Genomic DNA, 23261 nt, shown 5'->3' with positions numbered 1-23261 from the left:
CGACGTTGTTAAAGTTCAGCAGTGGCTTTTTTAGACGTCGTATTCAGCAATAATTTCTGCTGCTTTTTTCAAATCTTCAGCCTTGTCGGTCTTTTCCCAAGTGAATCGTTCACCGGTACGGCCGAAGTGACCGAGAGCGGCGGTGGCGACATAACCCGGCTTGCGAAGGTCGAGCATCTTTTCGATGCCTGCCGGAGAAAGGTCGAAGTTCTGTGCGACAATTTCTTCGATCTTGCGGTCGTCGATCTTGCCTGTGCCAAACGTGTTCACGAGCACGGAAACCGGCTTGGAGTAGCCGATAGCGTAGGCAAGCTGCACTTCGCAACGGTAGGCGAGGCCTGCTGCGACAATGTTCTTAGCGACATAGCGTGCGGCGTATGCTGCGCTGCGGTCGACCTTGGACGGGTCCTTACCGCTGAATGCGCCACCACCATGACGGCCCATGCCACCGTAGGTGTCGACGATAATCTTACGACCTGTGAGGCCGCAGTCTCCGTGCGGACCACCGACAACAAACTTGCCGGTCGGGTTCACGAGGTAACGGGTCTTCTTGTCCAAAAGCTTGGCAGGAATAACCTTCTTGATAAGCTTTTCGATGATTTCCTTTTCGATCACGGAGTGCTTGAGTTCCTTGCCGTTCACCTTGTCGTCGTGCTGGGTAGAGATGACGACGGTGTCAACGCGGACCGGCTTGTCGTTTTCGTCATATTCGACGGTGACTTGGGACTTAGCATCCGGACGGAGCCACTTAATCTTGCCCTTTTCGCGGAGGTTCTGGATTTCTTCCATGAGCTTGTGAGCGAGGCTGATCGGGAGCGGCATGAGTTCCTTGGTTTCCTTGACGGCGTAGCCGAACATCATACCCTGGTCGCCAGCACCCTGCTGGTCGTCTTTCTTACCGACGGCAGCCTTGGCGTCAACGCCCTGGGCGATATCGGGAGACTGCTTGTCCATAGCGACGAGCACGGCGCAGCCCTTGTAGTCGAACTGGAGGTCCGGGTTCACGTAGCCGATGTTCTTGATGGTGTTGCGAGCAACTTCCTGGAAATCGATAACTGCCTTGGTGGTAATTTCGCCGCTGATGACGACGAGACCGGTGTTCACGAGAGTTTCGCAAGCGACACGGCTGTTCGGGTCCTGGGCGAGGCAGGCGTCGAGGATGGAGTCGGAGATCTGGTCGGCGACCTTGTCCGGGTGGCCTTTAGAAACGGATTCAGAGGTAAAAAGATAATGTGCCATTTGGGGCTCCTATAATAATTCTTTCATTTTTCTTTCTATGCGTAAATTTAGTTAAATGCATAGATTTTGACAACGAAAAAATAATCCAAAAGGCTTTTTTGTGCCCTAAATCGCGTTTTATAGTTGTAAATAAAAATTATGTATCTATATTATCTATAGCTAACGATAAGAGTTGGATGGTGGAGAGTTGATTCTGGCATGGTGTCAGGATGTTTTGTTCAACAAGGAGAATTTATGGATCTGTCTTTTATGACCGCATGGTTTGATGACCTGCTTGACCCGAAATCCTTTAATGATTACTGTGTAAATGGCCTTTGTGTCGAGGCTAGTGATAAGGTGACTAAAATCGTGACGGGCGTGAGCCTGCGTGACCAGTTGATTGATGCCGCCATTGCCGAAAAAGCGGATTGCATCATCGTGCACCATCCCAATGGTTTCTGGAAGGGCGAGTCCCAGCTCCCGGTTGGCAAATTTGCTGAACGCCTTCGTAAGTTGATGAACAATGGAATTTCCGTGTTCGGGTTCCATTTGCCGCTCGATGGCCATCGTGAAATCGGAAACAATGCCGTCATCGCAAAGCTTCTCGGTTTGAATCCGGTTCATGAATTTGTGCATACGGGCTTGCGCGCTATTGGCGTGATTGCTGAATGGAATACGCCTGCGACTCGCGAAGAGTTTTTGGATTGCCTGAATACTACTTTTGCTCATGGCGTGCAGAACCAGTTTTTCTATGGTCCTGAAGAAATCAGGCGTGTTGCTATTTGCAGTGGTAGTTGCAGTGTGTCTGACATCAGGGAAGCTATGGAAATGAACTGCGATGCTTATATTACGGGTAGCATCAAGGAAGAAGTTCCCATATTCTGTCAGGAAAACGGGGTGAACCTTGTCTCTTGCGGGCACCATAGAACCGAGATTTTTGGGGTCAGTGCCCTTGCTTCTAAAATCCAGGCTGAACTTAGCATTCCATCTAAATTCATCGATTTGGATAACCCGATTTAAGTGGGTTTCGCATCACAAGTCTCATGTAAACTTTTATTAGAAATGGCTTGTGATGGTGCTAAATGGCTATAGGCTTATTACAAAAATGGCACAATTTTCTATATATGGCTTGTAATAAAAAAATACGGATAAATCCTTTGAATTTTTAGTGCCATTTATTTACATTATCGTCTGATGAATTTTGTGAAGGCATCCATACACTTTCAGAAGTCGTCACGGGCTTTGACCGTGAAGGTGCCTTCTTTTATTCTCCGCGGTTCGCTTTTTATTCGAATTGTTGTTGTTATCGGATTCATCCTTTTCCTTGTACAAGTGCTTTCGACCTCCGTTTATGACGGTGTGTTGAAGCATGCTTTTTCTAGCCGCCAGAAGCTGAACAAGGAACTTTCGCAAATCCAGAATACGGTGGATTACATTTCCAGTACGTCCAAGGATTTTTTCAAGGCCGAAAAGATGCTCCATGCTAAGCTTGGACTCCCGCTGCCGGATGAAGCTTCTCGCAAGCTTTCGACAGGTGGCCATATTGAGCCGAATGTTCAGCTTTTGCGCAAGAGTTCCCCGGTGTTTGAACGTACCGCCAAGATGCACGAAGATGTCTGGCGTATCTTTGGACAGATCCAGAACAACGAAGAATCCTTTAATTCTCTGACCAAGTACATTGATCAGAGCCGTTCTGTTTTACGCTATATCCCGTCGATATCGCCGACGAATGGCCGCTATGCATCTGCCTTTGGTCCGCGTATCCATCCGGTGACGGGTGAAGTCGGCAAAATGCACCAGGGCATTGATATTTCCAACGACCGTTGGACTCCGATTTATGCTCCGGCGGATGGCGTAGTTGAGATTTCCCAGCTGAGTTCCTCTTTTGGGAATTTTGTAGTCCTGAATCATGGCAATGGTCTCAAGACCCGTTATGGGCACATGCAGATGTCCGCCGTGACTCCGGGCGAGTTTGTACATCGTTATCAGATTCTTGGTTATATGGGAAATACAGGACGTTCTGTCGGTCCGCACCTCCATTATGAGGTCTGGAGAAACGGTGTCCCGGTAAACCCTCTTCCTTATATTCTCCCTAACGACTATGAAGTCGACTAATTCCCGCTAGCTTTTTTACGCGTGGTGGGCGCGCCCTGGGGAGGGTGCAATGAAAAATTATGGTGTCGTGCCGGCGGTGAGCTTGGCGCTTTTTTCGTGGGCATTATCATGCCCGGTGTTTACTGAATTCTATCCGGACCCGAAAGATGTTTCGGACCAGGAGGGCGAGTACGTCGAAATTCGCATGGACGATTTTCGGGCGGAATCGCTTTATGTGCAATTTGAATCCAAGGCGGTAATGGCTTTTGCTTGGCCGGAGGCGGAGCGCTTTGTGCTCGTGCATGACTCGGCGCAATGCCCTGCTCGGGAGGCTGCTCAACATGCGTCGCAGGCGGGGACTGCGTGTGGTTCGCTTGGGAAAATCTCGCTGCCGAATTCACGAGAGTCCGTGTGGAAGGTCTGGGCAGGGACGTGTATGGATTCTGTGACTGTTCCTCATCCTAAACCAGGGAAGGTAATTCAGCGTGTGGGGCTGACGGACAAGTGGGAGTTTGTCGATGCTTCTAAGGCGGTGTCGCTAGATGCTTCGGATTCTCTATTGATGGAAAAAGTGTCGACGGGGATGGCGCAGTTGCGCGTGACGGAAGTTCATCATTGCCCGGAAGAGCCTATGCCCGAATGGGTGGAACTCTATAATGCAAGCGAGATTTCTTTGCCCTTAGATGCGTTCCGCTTTTGCGATCGCGGAGGCGCTTTGGGAACGGTGGGCGATTCGATTCGACCGTACCAGGCGCTGCTGGTAAGCAAGGATACAGCGTCTCTGCGGGCTGCACTCAACATTCCCGATATTCGGATGATTCAGGTGTCGCTGGGGTTCTTAAACAACACAGAAGGAATGCTCCGACTTTGTTTCCGGGATAGCGTGATTGATAGCGTTTATTGGAACAAGGGAACTGTATCGTGCCCGTCTGGATTTAATCCGCTCTCGATGCGGCGGGAGTTTACACCGGGGTATTTGCCTCATGGTTCGCAAGTGTATGCTCGGAATGTGTCTCAGACGGGCGGAGCTAATCAAGTGGCGACGAGTCTAGTGGCGGCAAAAGCGCCTGTTGTATACAAACTATCTTCTCGTGTAGTTTCAAAAAAAGGCTCTCCGCTTCGAGTGCGTGTAGAATCTGAACACAATGTTGTGCTTTCGCTTTTGGATTCGGCGGGCCGTTGTGTTTGGAAGTCTGTAGTTTCGGCGATGTCGAATGAATGGGTGAAAGTTCCGGTACAGGAAAACCTTGGAATTGGTGCCGCTTTTGTTTCTTTGTCTGTGGGGGAGTACGAGGATGTGGTCGGTATTCTTGTTCGCCCGTAAGGGATTTTGTACGTGTTTGTGCGCTCAGCTCTGCATAGGTTTGATTTGTTTTTGGGGGGTGTTGATTGTTCCGGGACGAGCTTTGGCTGCAGAGGGGCGTGCTTCGTTTGCTGCGCTCTTGGCGGGAGGGCTTTCGCCTGTTGGGCTTGGCGGTTACCATTCGACTCCAGCACGGTATGCGATTCCGTCGTACGGCGTTTCGTATTATTGGTTGGACGATGTGGAAGAAACTTCGTGGAACTTGTCGCTTGAATTTGGGAACGATGCTTACCGCGTAGGCACTTTTGTGGCTTACGAGTCGATGGATTCGCTGTATCGCAATTTGTATTCAGAAGTATCTTATGCGAAAACATGGCTGCATTTTGCACTCGGGATGAGCTATGGACTTGGTATAGAATGGAATCCTGGCGAGGTTCTTTGGACGCGTCACCGATTCAAGTGGGCAGGCTCCTTTATTTGGCATCAAGTCTATTTGGCTGGGATGCTGAGTGGCTTTACGGATGAGGGCGTTTCGCCTGCGGTGGGTGTACATTGGATTTCGGACGAGGCCGTTTCGGCGTTTGCGGAATTCGATTTCGATTACCTGTATGTGGGGGCGAGTTTCCGTTGGAAATTTGTGGAGTTAAGCTCGTCTTACCGATTCCCGGACTTTGCCGTAGCCTTAGGAATTTCGTTCAGCGGATCGCATTACGGCGCCTCGTATGCTAGAGGTTTTAAGCACAATTCAATAGGCTGGAATTGCGTTCAAGTTTCGCGATGGCTTAAAAAATGATGGAGGAAAAAGCTAAATTTGAGTCATGAAGAAAGTCGTCCTTTTATTGATTGCTTTGTCTGTATTTTGTGTCGCTAAACCGGCTAAATCGCAGCCGAAATCGAATGCGAAGGTTGTGGCAAAACAAGAAGTCGTAAAGGACGAAGTCACTACAGCCGAAGCTGATTCTAGTGCTTTGCAAGTGGTTGATGCTGAATCTCCCGAGACTCAGGCGGCTGATGATTCGCTCAGAGACTCTACGTTTACGTTGTATATCCATCCGTTTAACTTTATGGTGCCTTATTCGCACTTTTGGGGAGGCATCAACGTTCCGAATGGCTTTACGGACTATCCGATATTCAATTTGACGTTTGAATGGAAGCTACAGGAGAAGATTTCTCTGGTGTCCATGCCGCATTACGTGCGTGTGGACCGTTCTGATGATGGCTACAAGATTTACGATATCGGCTTGCAAGAAAGTTTTCGCTTGTATGGCGTTGGTGGCAAGCGCTGGCGCTATTTCCAGGCGGGATTCCTCCTGAACCATTTGAAAATCGATACGGACGAACATGGCGATTTTAATGGATGGCTTTGGGGCTTTATGCTTAGTGGCGGCATCAAGAAAGTTTTGAATGATGGGGAAGGCTTCTTAGGGCGTTTTGCCGTGTTTGCCGATGCTGGGTTCGGTTATGTCTGGACGAGCAAATTTGAAGCGGATCGCAAGAACGCCTTCTTTAAGATGGACAAGGGGCTTGTCATCGACTTGAATGCTGCGATAGGCTTCCAAATATAGACGAAAGAACGCCACTTTGTGGCTACAGACTAGAGACGAAAGAAGCCTTGCTATGCAAGGCTTTAGTCTTTGTGTAGCTTAATAAAAACGAAAAGTCCTCTCTTTCGAGAGGACTTTATCGCGGGATAGACGAGGCTTGAACTCGCAACCTCCGGCGTGACAGGCCGGTGCTCTAACCAAAATTGAGCTACCACCCCAAAATCGTTTCCGATTCTTCGGTAGTGGACGATAACGGATTCGAACCGCTGACATTCTGCTTGTAAGGCAGACGCTCTGAACCAGCTGAGCTAATCGTCCAAATAATTACTTGTCTTTTTCCTTGCCGCTGTAGAGAATTCCAAGAGGAATGATCACAACGTAAGCAATCGTCAAGATAATTGGTGCAACCGAGAGGCTAACCGGATTATCTGCAGGACCAGTGGCGAGGCAGATGAAACCAATAACCAGTAGTAAAATGCCAATACCGATAAGAATAAGATTCTTTTTGTTCAACATTTTCTACAACCTCGAGTTACGAGCCAAATATACAAATATTAAAAGTCTTGTCAACCGGAAACGGTGTTTTTCGCGAAAAAAAGTGAAATTTTTATGGAGGAGGGGCTTCCGCCTTCGGCGTCAGGATGACGGCGCGAGAAGAACCGTACAAAAACGAAAAGCACTTCTCAAAGAGAAGTGCTTTATCGCGGGATAGACGAGGCTTGAACTCGCAACCTCCGGCGTGACAGGCCGGTGCTCTAACCAAAATTGAGCTACCACCCCAGTGGTTTGTTTCAGTCTTCCAACCGAACGACCCAAATATAAAAAGAATTAATTAGTGTGTCAAGGGATATAGGCGTTTTTCTTTAATTTTTTTCGTCTATCTCTGTCCAGGGTATTTGACGCGGGTGTGGTACGTGCCATCGAGACTGTGGAGGAACGCTTCTTCGAGCTTGGAAAGTTCCTTTACAGACAAATTGCTCTCGTTGAACTGCCCATCCATGAACTTGTCAAGAATCGTCTTGTGGATCATGGATACGAGTGCTTCGGAGGAGGTGTCTGTCATGGAGCGGCTGGTAGCCTCGATGACGTCGGCGAGCATGAGAATTGCGGTTTCCATGCTCTGCGGACGTGGTCCCTTGTAGCGGAAATCTTCTTCCTTGACTTCTTTACCGGTTTCCTTGGCGAGTTCTTTTGCCTTGTGGTGGAAGAACTGGATAAGCGTTGTGCCATGGTGTTCCTGAATGCCGGTGGCGACGAGTTCAGGAATCTTGTATTCTTTGGCGAGCAGCATGCCCTGCGAAACGTGACCGGTCAAAATCTTGACGGACTGGTACGGATCGAGGTTGTTGTGCGGGTTCACGCCTTGCTTCTGGTTTTCGGTGAAGTATTCGGGGCGCATCGTCTTGCCGAGGTCGTGGTAAAGAGCCATCACGCGGACGAGGAGCGAATTTGCGCCAATGCTTTCGGCAACGCTTTCGGCGAGGTTCGAAACCTGGATGCTGTGGTGGAACGTGCCCGGAGCAAGTTCCGAAATGCGCTTGAGAGCCGGACGGTTAAAGTCCGACATTTCCATGAGCGTAAGCACGGTCGTAATGCTGAAGACCTTTTCGACAACGTGGATCAAAAGCACGGAGGCGACTGCGGTAAAGATGATGATGTTTGCGCTTGCGGCGATGAGCGTCTGGTAGAACGTCGCGAAGTTGAAGCGGTTGCGGAGGAGAAGCATGATGCTTACAGATGCGGCTGCTGCAACGACACCTGCAATCATGCTCCAGGCGAACTGCACACGGTAGCGCATACGGAAGAGCGGGGCAATCACGGCGATGTTCACGACCAAGCTTGTGAGCGTTGCGGCGAGGTCATAGCCGTTCAAGATGCCGTAGAATCCGGCGGAGAAAGTTGCAAATGCAAGTCCCATGCGGGCATCGTAAAGCACAACGGCAATCACGGGTGTAAACGTAACCGGGTACAGCCACATGAAGTCGATGGCGTCAGGGAGGATGCTGTCCGGTCTGTTGAGCGAACCCGAGAGGTTGTGGATAATCCAGAACGCAAGGAGTTGCAAAACTGTAAGGAATATGAGGCTCCACAACTGGCGCGGTGTCTTGAACATCGTACGCGTAGGCGTGTAGAGGCAGAACATGATGAGAAGTGTAATGATGATGACGAATACAAGCACGTTACCGTACGGGGCGGTAAGCATCTTCGAGTTTTCTTCGTTCTGCTGTGCTTGCTGGAGAGCGTCAATCTTTTCAAGAATTTCCTTAGTAATGGGGGCACCCTGGGCTACGATTTCCATGCCGCGGGGAACCATGCCCTTGATGAGCGTGACCTTGTTGCTCGCGTCGAGCTTGCGGGCTTCCGTTTCTTTTTCGAGATAGAATACGTTCGGGCTTGTGAAAACGTAGAGGGCTTCGTAGAAGGCACTCTGTAATCCTTGTTCGGCGGAGAACGAGTTCTGTAGTTGGCTAAAGGCTTCTTCGATGCGGCGTTGCATCGGCTGGACTTCGCTGATTTCAAGCGTGCTTTCTTCGTTATCCTTGATGAGCGAAATGTTTGGCTTGTTGTAAATGATGTTCTTGATTTGCTTGATGTTGTAGCTGTTGCAGAACAGGCTGACCTCGGTTTCCGTCTTGGCGAGGAGCGTGTTCGAAACGCCCTTCTGCATCATCTGGTAGAATACGGACATCAAGGAATCGCGGGCGATAGAATTCGTGCTGAGCGGCTTGATGGCGGTAATGGAAAGGCGCTGTTTTAACTGGTCGTAGATGCTGGACGCTTCCTTGATTTTTTCTTGCATGGAGGCGCTGCCGTCATCTTTGCTACTGCTGATGAGCGCTTGCATTTTGCCGTACTGCTCGAGCTTTTTGAGGTACTGCTGTAGTTCTCGCAGCTGTCGAGTCGTTTCGTCGGCGTTGAATTCAAAAATGGCGTTGATCTTGTCTGCGGCTCGAGCCTTTTCGTTCTGGATTTCCTGCTCGGTCTTCGGGACTTCGAACTTGAACGGGGCAACAATTGTCCTTGTACTGAGCTGGCCCAAGTGCGGGCGCTCGGCGCGGAGGGCAATATTCTTGTCCGGGAATAAGAGAATGGCGATAAGGATTAAAATAACCCAGCCAATAAATAAATGAATCTTTTTCTCTTTCTTGTTCATTTAATGCTCTTCTATTTTTTTTGCTCGTTCTGTTCGTAAGCTAGCAAAATGTCCTTGACCAGGTGGTGCCTGAGCACGTCTGTAGCGCTAAATTCGACTTCGGCAATTCCCCGAATCCCCTGGAGAATTTTCATCGCGTGTTCGAGACCGGATGTTTGGCCTTTGGCGAGGTCAATTTGGCTTGTGTCGCCGGTAATAATCGCCTTGCTGTGGGGACCGAGTCGGGTAAGGAACATCTTCATCTGGGCGATTGTCGTGTTTTGTGCTTCGTCGAGGATGATGAAGGCGCGTTTAAGCGTGCGACCGCGCATGTAGGCGAGCGGAGCGACTTCGATGGCGCCTGTTTCTTCGTAACGCTTGAGCTTCTCGGCGGGCAAAAGCTCGGAGAGGCTGTCGTGGATCGGACGGAGGTAGGGGGCAATCTTTTCTTTGAGATCACCGGGCAAATACCCCAGCGATTCGCCGGCTTCGACGGCGGGGCGCACGAGGCAGATGCGTTCGGCTTCGCCGCGTTCAAGGCTTGCAACGGCAAGCGTTACCGCAAGGAATGTCTTGCCTGTACCTGCAGGGCCTTTTGCAAAAATGATGTCGTTTTTTTCGACTGCCTTGACCAGTTCCGCCTGTGCGGGCGTCTTGGCGGAGACGCTGATGCCGAACCTGTTCCTAAAGACAGGGCTGTCGGGGATGAGCTCGGTGTAGCTTGCTTCGGAAGTCTCCTTAGGACCGAGCATGCGTTCGAGCTGGGATGCGTCTAAAATTTCGCCGTTGCGTGCGGCAATTTTGAGCTGGTCGAGAACGGCCAGCAGGCCTGACAAGTCGGCTCCTTCCTGGGGAACTAGGTCCAGACCCGGAAGACGGGTGCGTATTTCAGCGCAAAAACGGCTCTCCAGTAATCGGAAAACCGTTTCACGTTCGCCTGAAATAACGCGTTTCAGGTTGTCAGACAGTGAGTAATGCCTTATACTACTCTTCATCTGTAGAAGGTTGCTGAATCGGGAGACCAAGCTTGGTCCTTGCGTCGAAGATTTCCTTGCGGAGCTTGTGGTTGTCTTCGTTAGCGGCGACTGCTTCGTCCTGAGTCTTCTTCAGAGTCTTTTCGTTGATGACTTCCTTAGGAGCCTCTTTCTTCGGCTGAACAGCCGGCTTAGCGGCTTCGGCCTGGTTTTCGCTGTAACCCGTGTAAGAAGAGGATTCAGATGTGGATTCGTTGCTTCCCGTATAGCCTGTGTCGCTGCTGCTGCTAGAGTTAGAAGAACCTGCGCAAGCTGTGAAAAGTGCTACAGAAACAGAGGCGAGAACTAATTTCCATTTTTTAAGAGACATTATTAAGCTCCATTCTAGTCTTTGATGGCTAAAATATATATAGTTGTGGCAGAAAAAATGTTAAAAAAGGTAAAAATTGACTATGCAAGCACGTAAAAATGACGTTCAGGCCTATTCTCAGGTCTTTTTATCGTCCAAAAATTACGATTCCAAGAAAATTTATGCGAAAAGACGAAAGTCTTTGATGGAAAAGCTAGACTCTTTTTGCGTTTTTGCCGGGATGATAGTTGAACCGGGGGGCGAGGAAGCCTTTGTACAAACTTGGACTCGCTTTGTGCAGGACCCGGCGTTTCTGTATTTGACCGGCGTGAACCAGGCGGGTTGCTATCTGGTGCTGGACCCGCGTGCCATGCGTTCGACGCTCTTTGTGCCGCGCAAGGACCCGTTCAAGGAATTCTGGAACGGCAAGCGCCTTGGCTTTGTGGATGGCGAAAATGTGGTTGCTCGCTTGACGGGTGTCGAGGATGTTCGACCGATTGACGAACTTTGGGACTTTGTCGAGTCGCTTGCGAAGAAATATGCGAATGGCAAAAATGCGGTGGATCACGCTTATGCATTCTATTACGAGAAGTTCAAGGGCGACCACAACGAAAAGCTCAAGAACGATTTGAAGAAGGTGCTCCGCCCTTATAAGTTGAACGTCAAGAGCTGTGCTGACATGCATTTTGAAGACCGCCTGGTGCTGGAACCGGAGCGCATCGATGATGCCCGCGTGGCGCAAGAGATTACGGATGAAGCGTTCCGCGCACTTTTGCCCGAGATGAAGAACATGAAGACCGAGCGTGATGTGGCGTTGTTCCTCAATTACGAGATGCAGCGCCGTGGCGATGGCGACCTTGCGTTCCCAACGATTATTGCGGGGGGCAAGAATGCCTGCTGCCTGCATTACGTGAAGAATGACGAGCAATTGCGCGATGGCGAACTGGTGCTCTTTGACTTTGGTGTGCGGTTCGGGACGCTCCACAGCGATATCTCGCGTACAATCCCTGTAAACGGCACGTTTGACCCGCTCCAAAAAATGTTGTACGAAATTGTGCTCGAGTCTGCGAAGGTGTACCAGCGCGTGGTGCGTCCGGGAGTTGCTCTCAAGGAAATCGGCATGATTTGCTGGGAGTTCATTATGATGGAACTTGACCGTCGCCTTGTAAAGGGCGCGAAGGGGAGTTTCAAGCTCCTGTACGATAAGAGGCCGCATGGGGTAAGCCACTTTATTGGGGAACATATCCACGAGGGCGACCCGGGTTCCCGTTCCTTGGATGTGGTGTTAAAACCGGGAATGTTAATCTCTTGTGAGCCAGGACTTTACGGCGATTTTACGGCGACAATTGACGGCAAGCGCTACCGCGAAAGTATCGGCATCCGCATCGAAGATGATTTAATTATTACAAAAAGCGGTTTTGAAAATATTTCGGAGCATATTCCGCGTACAGTTGAGGAGATTGAGGCTCTCATGAAGTGATTTTTCTATCTTTGAACGAAAGGACATTTTGCAAAAAAAGGGTTTTGTAAATGTGGAAAGTTAAAGGTTCTATAAGATTCTTCTTATCTATCCTTGCAACAGCTTTTGTTCAGGCGGGTGTGTTTATTTACGCCCAGAAAATTCTGTCGGGATCGTTCTTTGCCAAAGACGGTATCATCTGGCAGAACTTCATGCTCCAAATTTTCTTCCTCGCGCCATACGTGTTGATGGTGTTCTTTGCGGGGTTCTTCACCAATAAGTTCTCGAAGAACAAGGTGATGGCTTGGTCGTCACTCATGATGACGCTATTTGTGATAGCGCAGTCGGTCTTGGTGACGGTCGATTACCCGCGAATCGCATTCTGGCTCTCGATTGGGCTTAGCTGCGGTTTTGCCATCCACAGTGCGGCAAAGTACGCGATTCTTAAGGAAATGTTTGGCGTGCGCAATTTGAGCTACGCGAACGCTTTCCTCCAGATATTCAGTATCAGCGGTATTATCGCGGCATCCTGGCTTGCGATTGTCGGCGTGAACCTGATCAACTTGGACCAGCTCGTTTCTTACGAAGCAGTGCGTCGCATTACGGAAAAGTCCGTCGTGATTCCGTGGATTTTGACGGCAGTGAGCGTGCTGGGTACGGTTGCAAACTTCATGATTCCACGCGTGAAGTTCGAAGACTTGAACGTGAGCGTTGACAAGGTCAAGCGCCACTTGAGTCTCGGTTTCCGCGTGCCTACGCTCCGTGCGTCTATCATCGCCCTTTCGATGTTCTGGGCTTTGGCTCAGGTGTTCGTGTTGATTTACCAGGACGTGTCCGGTTCTTCGACCGTGAACATGATGCAGGACTACATGTCGTTTGCGATTGTGGGCCTCATGGTTGGTACGATTGTGGCTGCACACTTCTCCAAGGACTTTATTGAATCCGGCTTTGTGCCGCTTGGCATGTTTGGCGCCTCAATCTGCATGTTCCTCGTGCCGTTCCTTGTGCATCCGGTTGCACTCGTTGTGCTTTATTCCATGACCGGTTTCTTTGGCGGTCTCATCTTGGTGCCGGTGAATGCGCTTTTGCAGTATAACACGCGTCCGAACAACTCCGGTTCTGTGATTGCACTTGCAAACTTGATCCAGGCTGTGGTGCTTGTGGCGTTCCTGTTCGTGTTCACGATGATGGTCCGCTACACCGATGTCCGTCCGCAGAACTACTTCATTGGCCTTGCCGTGATTTCTGTGGGTGTGTTCGTCTGGTCGATTTCCAACTTGCCGCAGGCGATGTTGCGTACGCTTTTACGTTTTGTGTTCAGCCGTTATAGAATTCGCGTGTTGAACGTTCAGAACATCCCGAACGAAGGTCCGATTCTTTTGGTCGGTAACCACCACAGCTTTATTGACTGGGCTATGGTGCAGATGGCTTCTCCGCGTCCGCTTTGCATTGCTAGCAACAAGGACCATTTCGACAAGTGGTACTTGCGCGCCGTGCTCAAGCGCTTGGGCATGATCCGTATTGATAACCGCAATCCAAAGATTGCGATGGACAAGATTCATGCAGCCCTCCTCGCAGGTAAGGCTGTTGTGATTTTCCCGTCGGGCGAAGTTTCCAAGTCTCCGCACGTGGAACCGTTTACGATTGACTATTCCTCCGCTGTCGATGGCACGAAGGCTCAGGTAATTCCGTTCTACATCCAGGGCTTGTGGGGCTCTAACTATAGCTATAGCTCTTCGAACATGTTCGGTGCTTCGGCTGAACGTTCTGTGACGGTCGCCTTTGGTGAAGCTCTCCCGGCGAACACGCCGCCTAATGAAATCCGTGCCATTATCCGCCGCATCTCGATTGACGCTTGGAACTACGCTGTTTCGTTTGTGCACCCGATTGCCGATAGCTGGATCCGCACTTACAAGAAGTACGTGAAGAATGGTCCTGCTATTTATAGCCCGGATGGCGCTCACTTCTCGGGTTACAAGCTGATGGGCGCTGTGATGGCTTTCCGCGGCTACCTCAAGAAGACGCTTGGCAAGAATGAACAGAACGTGGGCATTATGCTCCCACCGAGCCCTGCGGGCGTGATTGTGAACCTCGCTCTCTGGGTGATTGGCAAGACGAACGTGAACTTGAACTACACGTCTTCTGTCGAAAACGTGAAGTTCTGCTGCGATCGCGCTGAATGCTCGACCGTGATTACGAGCCGCCAGTTTGTGCAAAAGCTGAAAGGCCGTGGCAACGATTACTCGCAGATTGCATCGGACAAGGTGCGCTTGCTCTATGCCGAAGATATCATGAAGGAAATCCCGAAGGCAAAGATTGCTGCTTTCCTTGTGCTTTGCATCCTCATGCCGAGCTGGCTTATTCGCCTTGTGTTTGTGAAACATCGCAACATGGACGACAATGCTGTGATTGTGTTTAGCTCTGGCTCTGAAGGTACGCCGAAGGGTGTGGAACTTACGCAGCGCAACTTGATGGGCAACATCCAGCAGCTTGCTTGCATTTTGAACGTGAGCCGTGGCGACGTGATGCTCTCGGAACTCCCGCTGTTCCATAGCTTTGGTCTTACGGTGACGACGCTTTTGAACCTCACGGAAGGCTGCCCGATTGTAGCTGTGGCTGACCCGACCGACGTGAAGACGATGTCTCGCGTTTGTGCGGAATTCCAGGTGACGTTCTTGGTGGCAACACCGACGTTCCTCCGAGCCTTTACGGTGAGCCGCTATGTGCACCCGTTGATGTTTAAGTCTGTGCGTATTATTATCGCTGGTGCCGAGGCTCTCCGTCCGGAACTTGCAACGGCATTCCGCCTCAAGTTCGGTAAGGAAATTTACGAAGGTTACGGCTGCACGGAAACGGCTCCGGTGGCATCGGTCAATACTGAAAATACGTTGTTCGATGACTATACCACGTTGCAGGTGAACAACAAGCCGGGTACGGTGGGTCCTGCGCTCCCGGGTACGCAGTTCTTGATTGTCGACCCTGAAACAAACGAACCGCTCCCGACTGGTGAAGCGGGTATGATTCTCATTGGCGGTTGCCAGGTGATGAAGGGCTACCTCAAGGACGAAGACCGCACGAAGAGCGTGATTGTCCAGAAGGATGGCATTCGCTATTACCGCACGGGTGATAAGGGCTATCTCGATGAAGACGGCTTCCTTACGATTGTGGACCGTTACAGCCGCTTTGCTAAGCTCGGTGGTGAAATGATTAGCCTTGGCGCAGTCGAAAAGAAGATTCAGGATACGCCTGTGTTGCAGGGTTGCGATTACGTTGTTACGGCAATCCCGGATGCGACCAAGGGTGAAAAGATTGTTCTTTTGTACCAGGGCGAAAAGGATCCGAAGGACGTGCTCTCGGAATTGCGTGCAAGCGGCATGCCGCCTCTCATGCTCCCGTCCGCTGCGTTTAACGTAGATGTGATGCCGAAGCTTGGTTCTGGCAAGGCTGACTTTGTGACCGCAAAGAAGATGGCAAAGGAACTGGTGGAGAAAAAGTAAGCGGCGGAGCCGCAGTTACTAGTTATTAGTTGGTAGTTATTAGATTAAAGTTTGGCGGCTATGCCGCGATTATTATGACTAATGACCATTGACTAATGACTAAAGACTAGGAGAAAAAATGAAAAGCTTGACCCCTGTACGTACTGCGCGTTTGGTTGCATCGCTGATTGCAATCCTTGGAATGTTCTGTTTTGCAGTCGAGCGCGCGCTCACGAAGGTTTGCCTTATGGCAAAAGATGGCGTGCAGATGGGGCTCAACCGTTATTCGAATTCTTTCACAGGTCGTTTTGCGGCCGAGAATTTCTCGGATGACAAAAAGCTTTTGGATGTTCTTCGTCAGGCGAAGGATTTGTTGCCGGCTGCAGATAACGCTTTGCTCGTTCTTTTCATCTTGAGCATTGTTCTTTTTATCATTGCTGCGTTTGGCCTTGCTTTCCCCAAGCAGTTCTGTCACATGCTCGTTGCAACGAAGCTCCTCAAGTGGCAAGACGGAATTGTGTTGCAGGATATGAAACTCTCGGGAACTCCGTCAGAGGGACCTAGCGTTTCTGATAAACTTAAGGAACTTTGCGGAAAGATTGCGGCTGCGGCGAAAAAAGTTCAACTGAAGTACTGGGTTTTTATCGGTTGTTCGCTTGCGTTTGTGCTTGTGCTCGTCTTTGGCGTGCGCGGTTGTTCTACACCGAGCGTTTTCGGTGGATCGCAGGCGGTGTCCGAAGATTTGACCGGGCAGACTTTGTACTATATCCAGGCGCAAAAGTCTTTCTTTGCAAAGACAAACAAGGTGGGTGGGCCGAAATCGCTCCAGATGCCGGATTCTTTAGTGTCTGATTACTTTACGTATCGCGTGACGGGCGGAAAGTTTACGGCAACGCTGAACAAGAAAGTCAAGGATTGTCCTGCCGGTAGCCGCTGGTCGGTGAGTGCCTCAACCAAGGGCATTTTTACGGTTGAATTAGTGCTTTATCGCTCTGCGCCAAAAGACTCCAATTGCGTGTTTATTTCGCCTGATTTCAAAAATCTCGGAAGAAAGTAACCTCATACGGGGTGTCCCTAGACAACAATTTGCTAGTTGATTCTTGCGCTTGAGGGGGCGAGAATATATATTAGTAATACCTAGAATGTTCTAGGGTTGTTTATGGGTGGTGGTATGAAATTTACGCAGATAGTCTGTGCTATGGCGGTGGCGTCGTTTGCCGACGTGACGTGGGTCCCGCAGTGTGAAGATAACGGCTTTACGCTAATCCGTTCTTCGGAACATTTTGAAGTTTGCAAAAAGCCAAAGACCGACGATGGTGCGGCGAATAATGTTTCAATCTCGACTTCTGATGCCGAGGGTGTGCTCCAGTCGCTAGAAAAGGTGTATTCGTTCTACATCGATTCGCTCGGCTGGATGTTGCCGTTCCCGAAAAGTTCGGACAGGAAACTCAAAAGCAATATTTATGTGTTTGAAACATTGCCGTCCTTGTACGGTGGCCAGGATTATGTGAAGGCTTTGAATGGCGAGTTTGGGCCTGGCATGTGGATTGGAGTCGGGGCGCTCAAGGATTATTGGGGAACATCGCACGAGTTTGCGCATGGTTTGCAGGGCGTGGCGGGTTGGCTCGGGAACAACAGTCACTCGGGTTGGATGGCGGAATCGCATGCGAACTGGATGGCGCATCAGTACAATCCGAATGATGCTCATTGCTCTGAATATCTGATTAACTTTCCGTATTTGTATTACGGTTCCACGCGCGACCGCTATTGCAATTGGCAGTTCCTGGAACATTTGAAAGAAGAATTTGGTGGCGGCAATAAAGGCGCTCACGAAGTCAATCGCATTTGGATGGAATCGATTCGCGACGGTGAAAATGGTCGCATGGAACAGACTCCGTTTAGTGCGATGATGATGGTTTACGGCTGGTCGCTGGAACAGCTGAATGATCAGTTTGGCAAGTTTGCGATGAAGAATGCAACGGTAGAATACGCTCCTGCCAAGAAAACTTTGTACAAAAAGTCCTGGGGCGATTACGAATTTGCGACTCGTCGAACGCATGATGGCTGGGGTGATTTGTATCGCAGACATTCCCGCGTGACCATGCTGAACAAGATGAAATGCGAAAGTTCCGAGAATTCGGATGGGAATGTTGCGACCGAGAATTGCGTGGACCGTTACATTTCGCCGAGTTACTGGGCTCCGCAGCGTTGGGGTTATAACCTGGTGCGCATTTATCCGAATTCGGCGGGAAAGGTAACGGTTAAGTTCCGTGGTATTGTGCAGGAAAAGCCGACGGTCAATGGATACACTTGCTTTGGCGACAATACAGATTATTACAAGGGTAAAACTTATAAATGGTGCAATTACGCACCGGACAAATTGCCGGATCCTGCGTCGGGTTGGACGGTTGGCTTGGTCGCGGAAGGTGCAGATGGCACGCCACGTTACAGCGAAATGAAACACGGAACGGGCTTCAATCTTGAAATCGAAACGAAGGCGAATGATAAGGCTTTGTGGCTTGCGGTGACGGCGACTCCGACGGAAATGCAGACGATTCTTTGGGACCAGTTCTATTACAGCATTTATCGCTATCCGTACATGATTGAAGTTGTGAACGGCGCGCCTGAAGGCTATAACAAGGACTTTTGGAAGCCCGCAAATGCAAGCGGCTATACTAAGCATGCAAATGGCGGCGGTCTTGTGAGCAACAAGGCGAAAGTGGCGGCTACCGCTTATGTGGGCCCCGATGCGGTCGTGAACGGCGGTACGATTTCTGGGAATGCCCGCATTGAGGATTTTGCTGTCGTGAATGGCGGAACGATTAGCGGTAACGCCGTGGTGCGCGGGCGCGCTCTTGTGACAGCTGGCACGATTGGCGATGACGCTATGCTTGAAGAAGACGCTTGGCTTGTAAGCGGAATGATTAGTGGCAAGGCTAAAGTCGGTGCGCTTTCGCTGATTGTGAATTCAACGGTGACGGATAACGCACAAGTTTACGGCGTGATGTGGGCGGTAAATGGCAAGAAACTTTCCGGCACGGCCCAGCTTCGCGGCGACCTCGAAAACAACTTCGATAAAGAAATCTCGAAGGGAATTTTCTATGGCATGGTCAATACTGACATGCTGAACAATGCGAACTTTGGCGCAAACCTCACGACGCCCCCGACGGATGCGACTGCAAGCATTGAAAATGCCAAATGGTATACAATTGCAGATGATTCCACGCAGACAGATCCGGGGCATACAACGGGTATTGTTTCTAGGGTGGCGGCGCTCCAGTTAAGTGATGTGAATGAAGCTTATGATGTGTTTGATTTGAATGGAAAACATCTCGGTTTTGCGAAAGTAACACCCTCTGAATGGAGTGCGCTAGGCAATAAAGCTTTGCAAAAGATACTACGTGCATCAGGATTTAATGCGGGAATGTATCTAGTTCGTGCAAAACGTTCGCATCGTTTGATTCGCGTGAATGTAAGGTGAAATCGCCATTTCTGATGTAAAATGTGCGGCCTCTTGTCGTTTTGGCAATAAAATAAATTTGAGAAACCTCGAAATGGGGTTTCTTTTTGGTTATAATAATATTGGTTGGATATTTATGGAGTAAAAATGGTTAAAAAGTTTTTGTTTTCGCTTGCTGTTTTGGGAGCGGCGTCTTTTGCTCAGGACCCGAACTTGCATATTTACCTTGCTTACGGGCAGTCCAATATGTCGGGGCAGGCGACTATTACGGATACGGACCGTCAAACGAATCCGCGTTTCTTGGTGTTACGTGCAGGGAATCATTCCAACCAGAAAGTTGGTGAATTTTATCCGGCGGCACCTCCGATGGGCCATAGTGGTTCCAAGGTCGGCATTGTCGATTTCTTTGGTCGCAAAATGATTAAGGAACTCCCGGATAGCATCACGGTGGCGGTCGCGAATGTGGCGATTGGCGGGCAGAGCATTGACCTGTTCGATAAAGACCGCAATGCGGCTTATGTGCAGAATGCCAAAAACAAGAACGATACTTGGTGGATTCAGTATCTGAATGAATATGGTGGCGATGTGCACAAGCGCATTGTTGAAATGGGAAAAATAGCAAAGCAGAAAGGCGTCATCAAGGGATTCCTTTTCCATCAGGGCGAAGCGGATTACCAGATGAAGGACTGGCCCGAACGCGTCAAGAAGGTTTATGACCAGTTCATTGAAGAACTGGAGCTAGACCCGGAAAAGACTCCGATTTTGCTTGGTGAACTTGCGCCTACGGGCGATTTGGGCTGGCGAAACGATGCCGTGAAAGAGGCGGCTGACTTGATTCCGAATGGCTATGTGATTTCGGCTCAGGGGTGCCCTGCGATTAAGGAACCGAGCTATACGCTCCATTTCACTCGCGATGGCTATCAAACTTTGGGCGAACGCTATGCGGAAAAGATGCTTGAATTGCTCAAGGCTCAGGAACCGGCTCAAGATTCATCTAAAACGGATTCCTCGAAAGTCGTGCCTTCTGATTCGACAGGGAGTGATTCTACATCATCGGATAGTACAAACGCTATTCACAGTTCGGCTGTTGCTCGTGCTGTGGAATCGCATTTGCCGAGGCTGTTCTATGATGTTCGCGAACATAGTTTGTTTGTGCGATTCAAGAAAAATGGTGTGGAACATCGCTACCGCTTGACCGGGCGGAAACAATAAAATTGTTGTGGTTATAATGAAAAACGTCCAGCGAGCGCTGGACGTTTTTGCTTAAGGATGACAAAAGCGAATTAGCCTTCTCCCCAAAGGGGATAACTCAACTAAGGCAACAAGTTGCCAAGTTTCGTTTAGATCTTCGGAAGCTGGGCGAGGCTCTTGGCGATGTCTTCATCCGTCGGGATGTAGTCGCTCATTTCGCCGTCGTTGAACTTCTGGTAAGCAACCATGTCGAAGTAACCCGTGCCGGTGAGACCGAACACGATGTTCTTTGCCTGACCAGATTCCTTGCACTTGAGAGCTTCGTCGATCGTTGCGCGGATGGCGTGGCTGGATTCCGGAGCCGGGAGGATACCTTCGGTCTGGGCGAAGAGCTTTGCGGCTTCGAAGACCTTAGTTTGTTCGACAGACGTTGCACGCATGAGACCCTGATCGTAAAGTTCAGAGAGGATACTGCTCATGCCGTGGTAGCGGAGGCCACCAGCGTGGTTTGCAGACGGGATGAAGCTAGAACCGAGGGTGTACATTTTGGCGAGCGGGCAAACCTTACCGGTGTCGCAGAAGTCGTAAGCGTACTTACCGCGAGTGAAGCTCGGGCAGCTTGCCGGTTCCACAGCGAGAATATCGTAGTCGGCTTCGCCACGGAGCTTTTCGCCGATGAACGGGCTCACGAGACCACCGAGGTTAGAACCACCGCCAGCGCAACCAATGATGAGGTCGGCCTTCACGCCGATCTTGTCGAGAGCAGCTTTTGTTTCGAGACCGATGACGGACTGGTGGAGGAGCACCTGGTTCAGCACGGAACCGAGAACGTAGCGGTAACCCGGCTGCTTCACAGCGGCTTCAACAGCTTCAGAGATTGCGCAACCAAGGCTACCCGTGGTGCCCGGGAATTCGGCGTTGATCTTGCGGCCGATGTCGGTCGTCATGGACGGGGACGGGGTGACGGATGCACCGTAGGTGCGCATCACTTCGCGGCGGAACGGCTTCTGTTCGTAAGAAACCTTCACCATGTAAACCTGGCAGTCCAGTCCGAAGAAAGCGCTGGACATCGAAAGTGCGGTACCCCACTGGCCAGCACCCGTTTCGGTCGTCACGCCCTTGAGGCCCTGCTTCTTAGCGTAGTAGGCCTGAGCGATAGCGGAGTTGAGCTTGTGAGAACCCGAAGTGTTGTTGCCTTCGAACTTATAATAGATGTGTGCCGGAGTGCCGAGGGCCTGTTCGAGGAAGTAAGCGCGAACGAGCGGGGACGGACGGTACATCTTGTAGAATGTGCGGATGTCTTCCGGAATTTCGATGTAAGCGGTATCGTTATCGAGTTCCTGCTTGATGAGTTCGTCGCAGAAAACCGGCTGCAGGTCTTCGAAAGTCACCGGCTTGCCGGTTCCCGGATTCAGAAGCGGAGCGGGCTTCTTCTTCATATCGGCACGGACGTTGTACCATGCCTTCGGGAGTTCATCTTCGTGGAGGTAAGTCTTGACCTGACCATCGATCTTGAGCGAGTTTCTCATATAGTATCCTTTAATTTTGTGTAACCGCATCCAATTATATTAAATCGAATTTGTGTTGACAACAGCACTTGTGCAAAAAGACCGGTGTATATGTTTTATCTTGATTGGGGGCGTTCTTGAAATTTTAAAATTTTTTAATATATTGTTTTTATCACCATCATAAACATTAGGAGCTCCTATGGCCATTGACCACAATCTCTTAACGGGACAGTTTCGTCCTCTTGGCGAAAACAAAATTGAGCATACCCTTTCTGCAAGCCAGAAGGTTTTGCCTACACATACGGGGAAAAGCGCAGTACGCCATTTGACCCCGCGAAACCGAAAGCCGAAACTCGAAAAGTCGTAACGGCAAGAAGATTTCTATTTTTGGTTTCGTGAACGAAAATCCTTTTGAACTGTTAAAGAAATCTGCAAAGTCCAAGGCACGTCTTGGCGTGATCCATACGGCGCACGGAGACGTGACAACGCCCGTGTTTATGCCTGTAGGCACAGCCGCGACGGTCAAGGGGCTTACGAGCCGTGACATCCGCGAACTCGATGCAGAAATCATCTTGGCGAATACGTACCACCTCTATTTGCGACCGGGCACAAAGCTCATTGCAGAGGCGGGTGGCGTGCAAAAGTTCATGAGCTGGAACAAGCCGATGCTTACGGACAGCGGCGGTTTCCAGGTGTGGAGTTTAAAGCAGTTCCGAAAGATTACCGAAGAAGGCGTCCAGTTCAAGAGTTTACTGGACGGTTCTCGTCATTTGTTCACACCCGCAAGCGTGATGAATGCGCAACGTGAAATCGGTGCGGATATCATCATGGCGTTCGACGAATGTACTCCGTACCCGAGCACTGTCGAAGAGGCGGAAAAATCGCTTGCGCTCACGCTCAAGTGGACGCGCGAGGCGAAGGAATGGCTTTTGGCAAATCCTCCGATTCACGGCTATCCGCAATTTTTCTTTGGAATTGTGCAAGGCGGCATGCACAAGGAATTGCGACAGAAGTCTATCGAGGCGCTCAAGGAAATTGAGCCGGATGGTTATGCAATGGGCGGGCTTTCTGTAGGCGAGCCTGTCGAGACGATGTACGAAATTGCGGACTTTTGTACAAACTTGTTGCCCGAAGACCGCGCCCGTTATGTAATGGGTGTGGGAACACCGTGGAATTTGCTGGAGCTTGTGAAACGCGGTGTGGATATGTGCGATTGCATTTTGCCCGCAAAAAATGCGCAGGACGGATTAGTTTATACGAGCCGAGGAGTGCTCCGTTACAAGGGTGCGAAATTTGCGCATCAGCACGATTTGCCGCTCGATCCGAACTGCGATTGCTATTGTTGCCGTAACTATAGCCGCGCTTACCTCCGCCATCTTTTCAAGGAAAAGGAACCGCTTGGTTGGACGCTTGCGGCGATTCACAATTTGCATTTCTACATCCACTTAATGAAGTCCGTGAAAGCCCATATCGCAGACGATACTTTTGAAGATTGGGCGGACGAGCAAATCAAGATTTTGCAGCAGAGCGCTGAGTAGATTTTTTTATAAAT

17 protein-coding genes and 3 tRNA genes are annotated in these 23261 nt (G+C 50.2%); 11 read left to right on the top strand and 9 right to left on the bottom strand.

Annotated features, from left to right (window positions below):
• Nucleotides 1-30: 30 nt before the first annotated feature.
• The gene (gene metK, locus BUC30_RS08065) at nt 31-1239 is read right to left on the bottom strand and encodes a methionine adenosyltransferase (protein ID WP_073424355.1); all 1209 of its coding nucleotides are present in this window, start codon (nt 1237-1239) and stop codon (nt 31-33) included.
• Nucleotides 1240-1473: 234 nt separating this feature from the next.
• Here metK and BUC30_RS08060 point away from each other — a divergent pair, with 234 nt between their 5' ends.
• The 5 genes from BUC30_RS08060 (at nt 1474) to BUC30_RS08040 (ending at nt 6180) form a co-directional block, all read left to right on the top strand.
• Nucleotides 1474-2238 (top strand): Nif3-like dinuclear metal center hexameric protein, encoded by a 765-nt coding sequence (locus tag BUC30_RS08060; RefSeq protein ID WP_073424354.1) that lies wholly within the window; start codon nt 1474-1476, stop codon nt 2236-2238.
• A 174-nt stretch (nt 2239-2412) separates the two neighbouring features.
• Nucleotides 2413-3333: a M23 family metallopeptidase gene (locus tag BUC30_RS08055; protein ID WP_073424353.1), complete on the top strand. Its 921-nt coding sequence runs from the start codon at nt 2413-2415 to the stop codon at nt 3331-3333.
• Between the two features lie 49 nt (nt 3334-3382).
• Nucleotides 3383-4636, top strand: a complete 1254-nt coding sequence (locus BUC30_RS08050; protein WP_073424352.1) for a hypothetical protein — start codon at nt 3383-3385, stop codon at nt 4634-4636.
• Between the two features lie 58 nt (nt 4637-4694).
• Nucleotides 4695-5408, top strand: coding sequence for a hypothetical protein (locus tag BUC30_RS08045; protein WP_244536554.1), 714 nt, complete (start codon nt 4695-4697; stop codon nt 5406-5408).
• Nucleotides 5409-5433: 25 nt separating this feature from the next.
• Nucleotides 5434-6180, top strand: a complete 747-nt coding sequence (locus BUC30_RS08040) for a hypothetical protein (RefSeq protein ID WP_139260812.1) — start codon at nt 5434-5436, stop codon at nt 6178-6180.
• 121 nt (nt 6181-6301) lie between these two features.
• On the opposite strand, the gene BUC30_RS08035 is transcribed toward BUC30_RS08040, so the two are convergent.
• The 7 genes from BUC30_RS08035 to BUC30_RS08005 form a co-directional block, all read right to left on the bottom strand.
• Nucleotides 6302-6377: transfer RNA gene (locus BUC30_RS08035), tRNA-Asp, on the bottom strand.
• A gap of 25 nt (nt 6378-6402) precedes the next feature.
• Nucleotides 6403-6477: transfer RNA gene (locus tag BUC30_RS08030), tRNA-Val, on the bottom strand.
• A gap of 6 nt (nt 6478-6483) precedes the next feature.
• A complete protein-coding gene (locus tag BUC30_RS08025) occupies nt 6484-6675 on the bottom strand; it encodes a hypothetical protein (RefSeq protein ID WP_073424350.1) in 192 nt (63 codons plus the stop codon).
• Between the two features lie 188 nt (nt 6676-6863).
• A tRNA-Asp gene (locus BUC30_RS08020) sits at nt 6864-6939 on the bottom strand.
• A gap of 97 nt (nt 6940-7036) precedes the next feature.
• Entirely contained in the window at nt 7037-9313 is a 2277-nt protein-coding gene (locus tag BUC30_RS08015; RefSeq protein ID WP_073424349.1) for an HD family phosphohydrolase, read from the bottom strand.
• An 11-nt stretch (nt 9314-9324) separates the two neighbouring features.
• Nucleotides 9325-10287 (bottom strand): PhoH family protein, encoded by a 963-nt coding sequence (locus BUC30_RS08010; RefSeq protein ID WP_073424348.1) that lies wholly within the window; start codon nt 10285-10287, stop codon nt 9325-9327.
• The gene (locus BUC30_RS08005) at nt 10277-10636 is read right to left on the bottom strand and encodes a hypothetical protein (protein WP_073424347.1); all 360 of its coding nucleotides are present in this window, start codon (nt 10634-10636) and stop codon (nt 10277-10279) included. Before BUC30_RS08005 ends, BUC30_RS08010 begins: the two co-directional genes overlap by 11 nt.
• 82 nt (nt 10637-10718) lie before the next feature.
• On the opposite strand from BUC30_RS08005, the gene BUC30_RS08000 reads away from it, so the two are divergent.
• From BUC30_RS08000 to BUC30_RS07980, 5 genes are all read left to right on the top strand, one after another.
• Nucleotides 10719-12095, top strand: coding sequence for a M24 family metallopeptidase (locus tag BUC30_RS08000; protein ID WP_083555647.1), 1377 nt, complete (start codon nt 10719-10721; stop codon nt 12093-12095).
• A gap of 50 nt (nt 12096-12145) precedes the next feature.
• Complete coding sequence (locus BUC30_RS07995; RefSeq protein WP_073424346.1) at nt 12146-15571, top strand: MFS transporter; 3426 nt, start codon at nt 12146-12148, stop codon at nt 15569-15571.
• 118 nt (nt 15572-15689) lie between these two features.
• Nucleotides 15690-16607 (top strand): hypothetical protein, encoded by a 918-nt coding sequence (locus BUC30_RS07990; RefSeq protein WP_073424345.1) that lies wholly within the window; start codon nt 15690-15692, stop codon nt 16605-16607.
• Nucleotides 16608-16721: 114 nt separating this feature from the next.
• Nucleotides 16722-19031 carry a DUF6055 domain-containing protein gene (locus tag BUC30_RS07985; RefSeq protein WP_244536552.1) on the top strand — a complete coding sequence of 770 codons (2310 nt, stop codon included), beginning with the start codon at nt 16722-16724 and terminating at the stop codon, nt 19029-19031.
• Nucleotides 19032-19157: 126 nt separating this feature from the next.
• Nucleotides 19158-20222, top strand: coding sequence for a sialate O-acetylesterase (locus BUC30_RS07980; RefSeq protein WP_073424343.1), 1065 nt, complete (start codon nt 19158-19160; stop codon nt 20220-20222).
• 128 nt (nt 20223-20350) lie between these two features.
• Here the strand turns inward: BUC30_RS07980 and BUC30_RS07975 are convergent, their stop codons facing one another.
• Nucleotides 20351-21730 carry a TrpB-like pyridoxal phosphate-dependent enzyme gene (locus tag BUC30_RS07975; protein ID WP_073424342.1) on the bottom strand — a complete coding sequence of 460 codons (1380 nt, stop codon included), beginning with the start codon at nt 21728-21730 and terminating at the stop codon, nt 20351-20353.
• Between the two features lie 374 nt (nt 21731-22104).
• Between BUC30_RS07975 and tgt the strand changes: the two genes are divergently transcribed.
• The gene (gene tgt / locus BUC30_RS07970) at nt 22105-23247 is read left to right on the top strand and encodes a tRNA guanosine(34) transglycosylase Tgt (protein ID WP_073424341.1); all 1143 of its coding nucleotides are present in this window, start codon (nt 22105-22107) and stop codon (nt 23245-23247) included.
• The last annotated feature ends 14 nt before the right edge of the window (nt 23248-23261 follow it).

The organism is Fibrobacter sp. UWB7, from assembly GCF_900142945.1.
GTDB lineage: Bacteria > Fibrobacterota > Fibrobacteria > Fibrobacterales > Fibrobacteraceae > Fibrobacter.
The sequence above is the reverse complement of the archived record's forward strand: the minus strand, read 5'-3'. Positions and strand labels throughout refer to the sequence as shown.